The organism is Streptomyces sp. NPDC102258, assembly GCF_055584685.1.
In genome coordinates, this window is record NZ_JBVJLO010000003.1 from 227,810 (window position 1) to 240,814 (window position 13,005).

The window sequence follows — 13,005 nt, forward strand, 5'->3', positions numbered from 1 at the left end:
GGATTGCCGGAGTCCCGTCGCGCGGTGCGCGCACACGCGGCATTACGATGGGGCCTCCACCCACACACCCACCTCGCCGACCTGACAGCAGCAGCTATCAACTGGAAGGCCAGACGCTCCTCATGGGGAACAAGGGGAACAACATGTCGTTCATCGGCCGTGACATGGCGATCGACCTCGGGACCGCCAACACGCTGGTGTACGTGAGGGGCCGGGGAATCGTCCTGAACGAGCCGTCCGTGGTCGCCATCAACACGAACACCGGTGGCATCCTGGCGGTCGGCTCCGAGGCGAAGAAGATGATCGGCCGGACGCCCGGCAACATCGTCGCCGTACGGCCCCTCAAGGACGGCGTCATCGCCGACTTCGAGATCACCGAGCGGATGCTCCGGTACTTCATCCTCAAAATCCACAAGCGCCGGTACCTGGCGCGTCCGCGCGTGGTGGTCTGCGTGCCCTCCGGCATCACCGGAGTGGAGCGCCGCGCGGTCATCGAGGCGTCCACGCAGGCCGGCGCCCGCCAGGTGCACATCATCGAAGAGCCCATGGCCGCCGCCATCGGCTCGGGCCTGCCCGTCCACGAGGCCACCGGCAACATGGTCGTGGACATCGGCGGCGGCACCACCGAGGTCGCCGTCATCTCGCTCGGCGGAATCGTCACGGCGCAGTCCATCCGGGTGGCCGGTGACGAGCTGGACAACGCGATCATCCAGCACATCAAGAAGGAGTACTCGCTCCTCCTCGGCGAGCGCACCGCCGAGCAGATCAAGATCACCATCGGGTCGGCGTACGACCTCGACAAGGACGAGCACACCGAGATCCGCGGCCGGGACCTGGTGTCCGGGCTGCCGAAGACCGTGGTCATCTCGGCCGCCGAGGTCCGCAAGGCCATCGAGGAACCGGTCAACGCCATCGTCGACGCGGTCAAGACCACGCTCGACAAGTGCCCGCCGGAGCTCTCCGGCGACATCATGGACCGCGGCATCGTGCTCACCGGCGGCGGCGCCCTGCTGCGCGGGCTCGACGAGCGGCTGCGCCGCGAGACGGGCATGCCGATCCACATCGCGGAAGACCCCCTCGACTCCGTGGCCCTCGGCTCCGGCAAGTGCGTCGAGGAGTTCGAAGCCCTCCAGCAGGTCCTGGACGCCCAGCCCCGGCGGTGACCGAAACCCCGTCAAAGGGGCAAGCGGAACACAAGGATCCGCCGTACGGGTGCTACCGCGCCCGTGCGGCGGATCGTTGATATACAGGCACAGTCCGGTGCGTGCCCCGGCTCCACCGGAGCGGCTCCGCCGCATGGGTTTCTACGAGGAAGGCACGGCCTCCACACGTGAGGGACACACGAGAGAGCCGGCTGCTCCTGGTGCTGCTGATCGCCATCGCGTTCGCTTTGATCACGGTGGACATCAGAGCGGGCGAGGAGTCGCCGGTGGACGGCGCCCGGCAGGCCGCCGCATCGGTTTTCGGCCCCGTCGAGAAGGGCATGGCCACGGCGGTGGACCCGGTCGGCAACGCGATAGGGGCCGTACGCGACTCCGGTGAGCGCCACAACCGGATCGCGACGCTGGAGCGCGAGAACACCGCGCTCAAGGCCAAGCTGGGCAGCGACGACCAGACCCGCAGCCGGATCCACGAGCTCGACCAGATGCTCAAGCGGGCCGGCGCCGGGCAGTACGGCATCAAGGGCGCCGAGGTCATCGCGATAGGAGCGGCCCAGGGCTTCTCCTGGACCGTCACCATCGACGCGGGCAGCAAGGACGGCATCGAGCGCGACATGACCGTCCTGAACGGCGACGGCCTCGTCGGCCGCGTCACCACGGTCGGCCCCGACACCGCCACCGTGGTCCTCGCCAACGACCCCGACTTCACCGTCGGCACCCGCCTGGAGAAGACCGGCGAACTCGGTTTCGCCACCGGTCAGGGCGACCGCGCCCTCTCCGTGCAGATGCTCAACGGCAAGGCCAAGGTGAACCCGGGCGACCGGCTCGTCACCTTCGGCTCCCGCGGCAACAAGCCCTTCGTGCCCGGCGTCCCCATCGGCGAGGTCGTCAAGGTCGACCCCTCGCGCGGCGACCTGACGCGCACCGTGTGGGTGCGGCCGTTCGTCGGGTTCTCCCGCCTGGACATCGTCGGCGTCGTCGTCATGCCCCCGCGCGAGGACCCCCGCGACGCCGTCCTGCCGCCCAAGCCAGAGGCCCCCAAGCCCACCCCGACGGTCACCGTCACGGTCACCCCGTCCGCGTCCGCCGGCGCCGCGGGCAAGCCGGACGACGAGTAGGAGCCGACCACCATGCGCTTCAACCGGATCCTGTTGTCGGGCACGCTCGTCGCCGTCGCGCTCGTCATCCAGGTCACCGTCCTCGGCCGGCTCCAGCTGCCCGGAGCCGTCCCCGACCTCGTCCTGCTGACGGTCGTCGCCCTCGCCCTGGTCTACGGGCCCGTCGGCGGCGTGCTCATCGGCTTCGGCGCCGGTCTGCTCGCCGACCTGGCCCCGCCCGCCGACCACGCCGCCGGGCGGTACGCGCTCGTCCTGTGCGTGATCGGCTACCTGGTGGGCCTCGTACGCCCGGACAACGGGCGGTTCCGTTCCGCCTGGGGGCCGATGCTCACCGTCGTCGCCGCCGCGTTCGGCTCCACCCTGCTGTACGCGGGCGTGGGCGCCCTCGTCGGCGACACCGCCGCCCGCCACGTGGGCCTGGTGGGGCTGTTGTTCACCGCCATGCTGTACGACCTGCTGCTCGCGCCCTTCACGGTGCCGTTCATCATGGCGCTGGCCCGGCGCGCGGAGAACGACCCGATGGCCGTCGAAGCGGGCGGCGGACCGCCCCAGGGCAAGGACGTCTCCTCCGGCTGGCTGGCCGGCGGGACGGGGCTGCGCATCGGCAGCCAGCGCGGCGGCCTGCGCCTTCGGAGCGGGCGGGGCCGGGCGGGGCGACCGCCCCGGATCAAGGGCGTCAAGGGCGTGAAGAGCGTCAAGAAGCTGTGACGGGGGAGCAGTCGTGACCAACATTCCGGAGACCGGCCGCACCCCCCGGGTGCAGATCCGGCTCGTCATCCTCCAGGTGCTCGTCTTCTCCCTGCTGCTCACCCTGGGCGGCCGGCTCTGGTACCTCCAGATCCGCAACGGGCAGGAGTACGCCGACGAGGCCAAGAACAACCACGTACAGCAGGTCGTCCAGCCCGCCGTCCGCGGGTCCATCCTCGACGCCCGCGGCGTCCCGCTGGCCGACAACGAGACCCGTCTGGTCGTCTCCGCCAGCCGTACCGAGCTGATGAAGATAAAGGACAAGGGCAAAGGCGTCCTGACCCGGCTCGCCGGGGTGCTCGACATGAAGCCGCAGGACGTCATGGACAAGGTCCGTCTCTGCGACTCCAAGACCCCGCAGCCCTGCTGGAACGGCTCCCCGTACCAGCCCATCCCGGTGACCCTGGAGGCCACCACCCAGCAGGCCCTCCAGATCCGCGAACGCCCCGAGGACTTCCCCGGCATCACCGCCGAACCCACCGCCGTACGCCGCTACCCGGCCCCCGGCGGCGCCAACAGCGGGCAGGTCCTCGGCTACCTCTCCCCGGTCACCGACGACGAGATCATCAAGGCGAAGAACACGAACTCGCCGTTCCTGCGCTCGGACCAGGTCGGCCGCTTCGGCCTGGAGCGCACCTACGACAAGCAACTGCGCGGCAAGTCCGGCGTCACCCGCTACGAGGTCGACAACCTCGGCCGGGTCATCGGCGAGGCCGCCAACGATCCGGCGGTCCCCGGCGCCAACGTGATCACCAGCATCGACGCCCGCGTCCAGGCCGTCACCGAGTACGAGCTGAACGCGGCGATGGTCGAGGCGCGCAAGCAGCTCGACCGCAACACCGGCGTCAACTACAAAGCCGACGCCGGCGCCGTCGTGGTGCTGGAGTCCAAGACGGGCCGGGTCGTCGCGATGGCCTCCAACCCGACGTACGACCCCAACGTGTGGGTCGGCGGCATCTCCGCCAAGGAGTACGCCAAGCTCACCGCCAAGGACTCCAACGTCCCGCTGATGAACCGGGTCATCCAGGGCCAGGCCGCCCCCGGCTCCATCTTCAAGGTCATCCCGACCACCGCGGCCGTCAACGCCGGGTACAAGTTCGACGGCGACTACCCCTGCCCCAGCTCGTACTCCATCGGCGGCCAGGTCTTCAAGAACTTCGAGTCCCAGGGACACGGCAACATCACCCTCGGCCAGGCGCTGGAGGTCTCCTGCGACACCGTCTTCTACGCCCTCGCCCACCAGCAGTGGCTCAAGGACGGCGCGCTCAAGCCCATCGCCCACCCCGCGGACATCTTCTACAAGACCGCCCACCAGTTCGGGCTCGGCGCCGAGACCCACGTCGACCTGCCCGGCGAGGAGAAGGGCCGCGTCCCGGACCGCCAGTGGAAGCAGAACTTCTGGGCGGCCAACAAGGACCAGTGGTGCAAGACCGGCAAGAAGGGCGGCACCTACGTGGAACTGCTGTCCTACGAGAACTGCCTCGAAGGCAACCTCGTGCGCGCCGGTGACTCCGTCAACTACTCCATCGGACAGGGCGACACGCTCGTCACCCCCATCCAGATGGCCACCATCTACGCGGCCATCTCCAACGGCGGCACCATGTGGAACCCCACCCTCGGCAAGGCCATCGTCAGCGCCGACGGCAAGAAGGTCGAGGAGATCAAGCCGCAGTCCCACGGCCGGCTGCCGATGACCACGAAGACCCGCGACCAGATCGACGCGGCCCTGGAAGGCGTCGCCACCCGGGGCACCGCCGCCTGGCGCTTCGGCGGCTGGCCGCAGAAGCAGATCCCGATGCACGCCAAGACCGGTACCGCCGAGGTCTACGGCAAGCAGACGACCTCCTGGTTCGCCACGTACACCGAGGACTACACGATCGTGATGACGATCTCCCAGGGCGGCACCGGCTCCGGTGCCTCCGGTCCCGCCGTGCGCAACATCTACAACGCCATTTACGGCCTCGACATGGCCGGCAAGCAGGACCCGAAGAAGGCCCTGCTGCCCAAGCCCGAGGCCAAGCTCCCCGCCATCCAGCCCGACGGCTCCATCGACGCCCCCGAGATCAGGCCGTACGTGCCGCCGTCGCCCGAGGAACCGGTGCCCGCCCTCGCCGGACCGCCGGCCCCGCCCGTGGCCCGGCAGGACTGAGGCCCCGATGCAGACCGCCAACAAGTTCTCCGTCTCCCGGTACGCGCCCCGGCGCGGCCCCGTCGCCAAGCTGACCGCCCGGGACTCCGTCCTGCGCCGGCTGGACTGGCCGATACTGCTGTCCGCGCTCGCCCTGTCCGGCATCGGCTGCCTGCTGGTCTGGTCGGCGACCCGCAACCGCACCTCGCTGAACCAGGGGGACCCGTACTACTTCCTCCTGCGCCACGCCATGAACACCGGCATCGGCGTCGTGCTGATGATCGGCACCATCTGCCTCGGGCACCGCACCCTGCGCGGGATCGTGCCCTTGCTGTACGGGCTCTCGCTGGTGCTGATCCTCGCGGTGCTCACCCCGCTCGGCGCCACCATCAACGGCGCCCACGCGTGGATCGTGGTCGGCGGCGGGTTCTCGCTCCAGCCCTCCGAGTTCGTGAAGATCACGATCATTCTCGGCATGGCCATGCTGCTCGCCACCCGGGTGGACGCGGGCGACCTCGCCCATCCCGACCACCGCACCGTGGTGAAGGCGCTGTGCCTGGCCGCCGCCCCCATGGGCATCGTCATGCTGATGCCCGACCTGGGCTCCGTCATGGTCATGGTCATCATCGTGCTGGGCGTGCTGCTGGCCTCCGGCGCCTCCAACCGCTGGGTGGTCGGCCTGATGGCCTCCGGCGCCGCCGGAGCCATCCTGATCTGGCAGCTCGGCGTCCTCGACGAGTACCAGATCAACCGGTTCGCGGCCTTCGCCAACCCCGAACTCGACCCCGCCGGCGTCGGCTACAACACCAACCAGGCGCGCATCGCCATCGGCTCCGGCGGGCTGCTGGGTTCCGGGCTCTTCAAGGGCTCGCAGACCACCGGCCAGTTCGTCCCCGAGCAGCAGACCGACTTCGTCTTCACCGTGGCCGGTGAGGAACTCGGCTTCCTCGGCGCCGGACTGATCCTGGTCCTGCTCGCCGTCATCCTCTGGCGCGCCTGCCTGATCGCCCGCGAGACCACCGAGCTCTACGGCACCATCGTGTGCGCCGGCATCATCGCCTGGTTCGCCTTCCAGTCCTTCGAGAACATCGGGATGACCCTCGGCATCATGCCGGTGGCCGGGCTCCCGCTGCCCTTCGTCTCCTACGGAGGATCGTCGATGTTCGCCGTGTGGGTCGCGGTCGGACTGCTCCAGTCCGTCCGGGTCCAGCGCCCGCTGTCGGCCTGACCACGGTGGGGTGAGGCCGCCGCCCACCCGGCGGAGGCGGCCTCCCGCCGCCACCTGTTCCGTACTAGATTCGGTTCATGGCGGACACCAAGCGAGAGATCGAGCGGAAATTCGAGTTCACGCACGCCGACGGCGCACCGGGCGTGAAATCCGCGAAGGGGAAGCCGGCGGACGGGAAATCCGCGGACGGGAAACGGGCGGGCGGCGGCGGGCTTCCGGACCTCACCGGCACCGGCGCGATCGCCGCCGTGAGCGACCGGGGCACCGTCCAGCTCGACGCCGTCTACTACGACACCCCCGACTTCCGGCTCGCCGCCGACGGGGTGACCCTGCGCCGCCGCACCGGCGGCGAGGACGCCGGCTGGCACCTCAAACTCCCCGTCTCCGCCGGGATCCGCGACGAGATCCAGGCCCCCCTCTCCGACACCGTCCCCGCGGAACTGGCCGCCCTGCTGCGCTCGCGCGTCCGCCACGAGCCGCTGCGGCCCCTCGTACGGCTGCTCTCCTCCCGGGAAGTGGCCCACCTGCTCGACGCCGACGGCTCACCGCTCGCCGAGCTGTCCACCGACACCGTCCTCGCCGAGCGCGGCGACCGGAGCGCCGACTGGACCGAGGTGGAGGTCGAACTGGCGGACGGGACGGACCCCGCGCTCCTCGACGCCGTCGAGGACACCTTCCGCACGGCCGGACTCCGGGTCAGCGACGCCCCCTCGAAGCTCGCCCGCGCCCTCGCCGAGACCGGCGCCGCGCCCGCCGCCCCGGCCGGGCCGCGGGCGGCCGACGGATCGGCGGGCGCGCACGTCCTCGCGTACCTGCGCACCCAGCACGCCGCCCTCGTCGCCTACGACCCCGCCGTCCGCCGCGACCTGCCGGACGCCGTCCACCAGATGCGCGTCGCCACCCGGCGACTGCGGAGCGCCTTCAAGAGCTACGGCAAGGTCGTGGACCGCGAGGTCACCGACCCGCTCGGCGAGCGGCTGCGCCGGCTGGCGGCCGAGCTCGGGGTCGACCGCGACCAGGAGGTCCTCGCCGAGCGGCTGGGCGCCGGCCTCGACGGGGTCCCGGTACCCCTGCGGCTCGGCCCGGTCTGCGACCGGCTGCTGATCTGGGACACCAAGCGCCGCGGCGAGACCCGCGCGCAGGCCCTGGCCGCGCTCGACAGCGACTGGTACGCGGAGCTGCTGGACGACCTCGCGGCCCTGCTGGCCGACCCGCCGCTGCTCAAGGCCGCCGACCGGCCCGCCGAGAGCGTCCTGCCCAAGGCCGTCCTGCACGACGACGCACGCCTCGCGGACCGCGTCGAGGCCGCCCTGGCCCTGGAGCCGGGACACGAACGGGACGTGGCCCTGCACGGCGCCCGCAAGGCCGCGAAACGGGCCCGGTACGCGGCCGAGGCCGCCCGGCCGGCCCTCGGCAAGCCGGCGAAGCGGATGGCCAAGGCCGCCAAAACCGTACAGACCCTGCTCGGCGACCACCAGGACAGCGTGGTCGCCCGCGAGGCGCTGTTCGGCATCGCCGTCCAGGCCGGGGCCGCCGGCGAGGCCTCCTTCACCTGGGGCCTGCTCCACGCCCGCGAGGAAGCCTTCGCCGACTCCCTCGAACGCGACCTTCCGCACGTATGGGCCAAGGCCTCCGACCCCAAACTCCGGGCCGCCCTCAAGTGATCACGTGGGCGGGGGCGAGCGGCCCTCGGGGTACGCTTGAGAGTCGCCCCCTGCCCGCTTCACGAAAGTCGCGTGATGTCCGAGTCGGTCTTCCCACAGCTCGAAGCTCTGCTCCCGCATGTGCAGAAGCCCATCCAGTACGTCGGTGGTGAGCTCAACTCCACGGTGAAGCCCTGGGAGTCCTGCGACGTGCGCTGGGCGCTCATGTACCCGGACGCCTACGAGGTCGGGCTGCCCAACCAGGGCGTCATGATCCTCTACGAGGTGCTCAACGAGCGCGAGGGCGTCCTCGCCGAGCGCACCTACTCGGTGTGGCCCGACCTCGAAGAGCTGATGCGCGAGCACAAGGTGCCGCAGTTCACCGTCGACAGCCACCGCCCCGTGAGCGCCTTCGACGTGTTCGGCCTGTCCTTCTCCACGGAGCTGGGCTACACCAACATGCTCACGGCCCTCGACCTGGCGGGCATCCCGCTGGAGTCGAGGAACCGCACCGTCGACCACCCCATCGTCCTCGCGGGCGGCCACGCGGCCTTCAACCCCGAGCCGATCGCGGAGTTCATCGACTGCGCGGTCATCGGCGACGGCGAGCAGGCCGTCCTCGACATGACCGAGATCATCCGCACCTGGAAGGCCGAAGGCCGTCCGGGCGGGCGCGAGGAAGTGCTGCTGCGCCTCGCGAAGACCGGCAACGTCTACGTACCGGGCTTCTACGACGTCGAGTACCTGCCGGACGGCCGCATCGGCCGTGTCGTGCCGAACCGCTCCGGCGTGCCGTGGCGCGTGTCCAAGCACACGGTCATGGACCTCGACGAGTGGCCCTACCCCAAGCAGCCCCTGGTCCCGCTCGCCGAGACCGTCCACGAGCGCATGTCCGTGGAGATCTTCCGCGGCTGCACCCGCGGCTGCCGTTTCTGCCAGGCCGGCATGATCACGCGCCCCGTGCGGGAGCGAAGCATCACCGGCATCGGCGAGATGGTGGAGAAGGGCCTGAAGGCCACCGGCTTCGAGGAGGTCGGCCTGCTGTCGCTGTCCTCCGCGGACCACACCGAGATCGCCGACATCGCCAAGGGCCTCGCGGACCGCTACTCCGACGACAAGGTGGGCCTGTCCCTGCCGTCGACCCGCGTGGACGCCTTCAACGTGGACCTGGCCAACGAGCTGACCCGCAACGGCCGCCGCTCGGGCCTGACCTTCGCCCCCGAGGGCGGCTCCGAGCGCATGCGCAAGGTCATCAACAAGATGGTCTCCGAAGAGGACCTGATCCGCACCGTCGCCACCGCGTACGGCAACGGCTGGCGGCAGGTGAAGCTGTACTTCATGTGCGGCCTGCCCACCGAGACCGACGAGGACGTCCTCCAGATCGGTGACATGGCGGTCAACGTCATCGCCAAGGGCCGTGAGGTCTCCGGGCAGAACGACATCCGCTGCACGGTCTCGATCGGCGGGTTCGTGCCGAAGCCGCACACCCCCTTCCAGTGGGCCCCGCAGCTGAGCGCCGAGGAGACCGACGCCCGCCTCGGCAAGCTCCGCGACAAGATCCGCGGCGACAAGAAGTACGGCCGCTCCATCGGCTTCCGCTACCACGACGGCAAGCCCGGCATCGTCGAGGGCCTGCTCTCGCGCGGCGACCGCCGCATCGGCGATGTCATCCGCGCCGTGTACGAGGACGGCGGCCGCTTCGACGGCTGGCGCGAGCACTTCTCGTACGACCGCTGGATGCGGGCGGCGGAGAAGACGCTGCCCGCCCACGGCGTGGACGTGGCCTGGTACACCACCCGCGAGCGCACCTACGAAGAGGTCCTGCCCTGGGACCACCTCGACTCCGGCCTCGACAAGGACTGGCTGTGGGAGGACTGGCAGGACGCCCTCGACGAGACCGAGGTCGAGGACTGCCGCTGGACCCCGTGCTTCGACTGCGGCGTCTGCCCGCAGATGGACACGCAGATCCAGATCGGTCCGACGGGGCAGAAGCTGCTGCCGCTGTCGGTCGTGAAGTGACCGCGTGACCCGCTGAACCCCGGAACCCCCCGCCGTCAACGGCGGGGGTTTCGTCTTCGGCGCGGCGCAACGGCTTCGTCGCTTCTGGTGTCCTTAGCGGCATGGATATGGAAAAGCGGCAGCCTGTGGGCGGCGACAGCGACGGCGACGGGTGTCTGATCGGTGTCCTGCGGGTGCCGGTCAAGGTCGTGGCCGTCCTCGTGGTCCTGCCCGTACGGGTGGTGTGGGACGTGCTCGTCGCGGCCGCCCGGATGCTGCGCCGGCACGTGCTCGGGCCCGTGGGCCAGGGACTGCGCCGGTTCCGCGTCCACGTGCTGGGGCCGGTGCTGGAGACGATCGGCCGGGGCGCGGTGATCCTGCTCCGGCTGGTCTTCGTCTGGCCGTGGGCCGGGCTGTGGCGTTACGTGCTGGTGCCCGCCGGGCGGGGGCTGGCGTGGCTGGGCCGCGCGCTGCGGCCGCTGGCCCGGGGCCTCGCGCTCGCCGGGTGGGCCGTGTTCGTGTGGCCGTGGGCCGGGCTCTGGCGCCATGTGCTGGCGCCCGCCGGGAGCGTGCTGCTGACCCGGCTGCTGCGGCCGCTGGGGGAGGGGCTCGGCCGGGCGCTGCGCACGGTGGGGCGGCGGGTGCTCCGGCCGCTGGCCAGGGGGCTCGCCGTGGCCGGGTGGGCCGTGGGGATGGCGCTCTTCGTGTGGCCGTGGACCGCTCTGGGGCGCTACGTCCTCGCGCCCGGGGCCCGTGGCGCGGGGCGCTGCCTGACGTGGCTGGGCCGGGCGCTGTTCGTGTGGCCCTGGGCCGCGCTGTGGCGGTACGTCCTCGCGCCGGTCGGGGCCGGCGCGTACCGGCATGTGCTCGCGCCGGCCGGCCGGGCCGCGTACGCCTACCTGCTCGCCCCCCTCGGCCGGTTGCTGCTCGGCGCCTGGCACCTGGCCGGCCGGGTGAGCCGGGCCCTCGGGCGCGGGCTCGTCCTGCTGTGGCGCGGACTCGTCGCCCGGCCCTGCGCCTGGGCCTACCGGCAGGTCGCCACTCCGGTGGGACACGTGGTCCGCGAGGTGTGGCGCACCGCCCGGGCCGCCGTGCGCGAAGCGCGCGCCGAGGTGCGGCGGGCGCTGTTCGGATGGCCTCCCCGGGAACCGGCGAGGTCACGGGCGCGTACTCTGGGTAGTACGACAGCCGTAGGCACCGTGACCGCTCCCGAGATCTCCCTGCACGAACAACGGCAGGGGTGAGCCGGGGGCAGGGCGCGGCAGCCCGGCCCCACGGACACTCAGGGCGGCGCGCGAGCCGCGACGCCCCGCACAAGGAGAAGAACCACTGGGCAAGCGACAGCCCGAAGGCCCGCCTCCCGCACCGGTGGTGCAGCGCATCCGACTGCGCTACACCAAGCGTGGCCGCCTCCGGTTCACCAGCCACCGAGACTTCCAGCGCGCCTTCGAGCGCGCCCTGCGCCGCGCCGAGGTGCCCATGGCGTACTCGGCCGGCTTCACTCCCCACCCCCGGGTCTCGTACGCGAACGCCGCGCCCACCGGCACCGGCAGCGAGGCCGAGTACCTGGAGATCGCGCTCGCCGCGGCACGCGACCCCGAGAAGCTCCGTGCGCTCCTCGACGAGTCGATGCCGTCCGGGCTCGACATCATCGACGCCGTCGAAGCCCGCACCTCCGGGCTCGCGGACCGGCTGACCGCCTCCGTGTGGGAGCTACGCCTGGAGGGCGTGGACCCCGCCGACGCCGAGCGGGCGGTGGGGGCCTTCCTCGCCGCCGAGACCGTGGAGGTGCAGCGCCGCACCAAGAACGGCGTGCGCACCTTCGACACCCGCGCCGCGGTCGTCACTCTGGAAGCACTTCCGGTCCAGGCTGATAGGCCGCTGGACAATGCCTGTGCGATACTGCGGCTGGTTGTTCGGCATTTGACACCTGCCGTGCGACCCGACGACGTCCTGTCCGGTCTCCACGCTGTGGCCGACCTGGCGCCGCCGGTCCCCGCTGCGGTGACCAGGCTGGCGCAGGGGCTCTTCGACGAGGAGTCCGGCACGGTGACCGACCCGCTCGCGCCCGACCGCGAGGCTGACACGGCCGCCCCACCCACGGCCGCCGTGCCCGCCGACGCGAAGGCGCCGGAAGGTCCCGCCGCGTAGGGATCGTCGTCGTCCGCGCCGCCCTGGCACTCGGGAGCCACCTGGGTCGGGCAGCGCACCTACCTGAAGACTTCCGCCAGGCCGTACGGACAAGACGTACGGAACCGGCGGCCATGGACTACAGCTCCCGTGTGGCGAACGCGCCCCGGAGGCCGGCTCCGCGCTCATTACGCGGAGGCGTGCCGGACCGGATGTCAGCCGCGGCGCCCGGGAGCGTGACGGGAGAACCGCCCGCATGCTCAACACCGAAAACGAGAACACCCCCGCCGCCGACAGTGGCAGCCCCAGCGACAGCCTGCCCCCGCGCAGGCGTCGCCGCGCGGCGTCCCGGCCTGCCGGCCCGCCCGGTGGGGCCGGCGCCGCCGCCCCGGAGGCGCCCGCCGCCGAGGCCGTGCCCGTGGTGGAGGAGCCGGCCGCCGCCGCTCCGGCCCCGCGTGCCCGTCGCCGTGCCACCCGCGCGGTGACCGCCCCGGCCGCCGTCGAGGCCGCCGAGGCCGTCGCCGTGGAGCCCGCCGCGGCTCCTGCGGCGCCCGCCGCCGAGGAGACCCCGGACGCCGCCCCGGCTCCCCGTGCCCGCCGCCGTGCCACCCGCGCCGTCGCCGCCCCGGAGGCCCCGGCCGCCGAGGCGCCCGCCGCCGTGGCCGCGGCGGTCGAGGAGGAGGCTCCGGCCGCCGCCCCGGCTCCGCGTGCCCGTCGTCGTGCCACCCGCGCCGTGGCCGCTCCCGCCGCCCCCGCCGACGAGGTCGTCGTGGAGGCCCCGGCCGCCGTGGCCGCGCCGGTCGAGGAGGAGGCTCCGGCCGCCGCCCCGGCTCCGCGTGCCCGTCGTCGTGCC

Annotated in this window: 9 protein-coding genes and 1 pseudogene; all 10 read left to right on the forward strand. The window is 72.0% G+C overall.

Going from position 1 to position 13,005, the window contains the following annotated elements; genetic code table 11:
• The first annotated feature begins 143 nt into the window (after positions 1–143).
• Positions 144–1,163 (forward strand): rod shape-determining protein, encoded by a 1,020-nt coding sequence (locus ACZ6ZT_RS06650; RefSeq protein WP_008738981.1) that lies wholly within the window; start codon positions 144–146, stop codon positions 1,161–1,163.
• Positions 1,164–1,330: 167 nt separating this feature from the next.
• Entirely contained in the window at positions 1,331–2,278 is a 948-nt protein-coding gene (gene mreC / locus ACZ6ZT_RS06655; RefSeq protein ID WP_469716176.1) for a rod shape-determining protein MreC, read from the forward strand.
• 12 nt (positions 2,279–2,290) lie between these two features.
• A complete protein-coding gene (gene mreD, locus ACZ6ZT_RS06660) occupies positions 2,291–2,986 on the forward strand; it encodes a rod shape-determining protein MreD (RefSeq protein WP_469716178.1) in 696 nt (231 codons plus the stop codon).
• Positions 2,987–2,999: 13 nt separating this feature from the next.
• Positions 3,000–5,174, forward strand: coding sequence for a penicillin-binding protein 2 (gene mrdA / locus ACZ6ZT_RS06665; protein WP_469716180.1), 2,175 nt, complete (start codon positions 3,000–3,002; stop codon positions 5,172–5,174).
• Between the two features lie 7 nt (positions 5,175–5,181).
• Positions 5,182–6,381, forward strand: coding sequence for a rod shape-determining protein RodA (rodA, locus tag ACZ6ZT_RS06670; RefSeq protein ID WP_469716181.1), 1,200 nt, complete (start codon positions 5,182–5,184; stop codon positions 6,379–6,381).
• A 77-nt stretch (positions 6,382–6,458) separates the two neighbouring features.
• The gene (locus ACZ6ZT_RS06675; protein WP_469716183.1) at positions 6,459–8,045 is read left to right on the forward strand and encodes a CYTH and CHAD domain-containing protein; all 1,587 of its coding nucleotides are present in this window, start codon (positions 6,459–6,461) and stop codon (positions 8,043–8,045) included.
• 72 nt (positions 8,046–8,117) lie between these two features.
• Complete coding sequence (locus tag ACZ6ZT_RS06680) at positions 8,118–10,043, forward strand: TIGR03960 family B12-binding radical SAM protein (protein WP_469716184.1); 1,926 nt, start codon at positions 8,118–8,120, stop codon at positions 10,041–10,043.
• A gap of 101 nt (positions 10,044–10,144) precedes the next feature.
• Positions 10,145–11,266: a hypothetical protein gene (locus ACZ6ZT_RS06685; RefSeq protein WP_469716186.1), complete on the forward strand. Its 1,122-nt coding sequence runs from the start codon at positions 10,145–10,147 to the stop codon at positions 11,264–11,266.
• A gap of 127 nt (positions 11,267–11,393) precedes the next feature.
• Positions 11,394–12,173, forward strand: a complete 780-nt coding sequence (locus tag ACZ6ZT_RS06690; RefSeq protein ID WP_469716188.1) for a TIGR03936 family radical SAM-associated protein — start codon at positions 11,394–11,396, stop codon at positions 12,171–12,173.
• A 235-nt stretch (positions 12,174–12,408) separates the two neighbouring features.
• A pseudogene (locus tag ACZ6ZT_RS06695) lies at positions 12,409–13,005 on the forward strand (hypothetical protein); the annotation flags it as partial.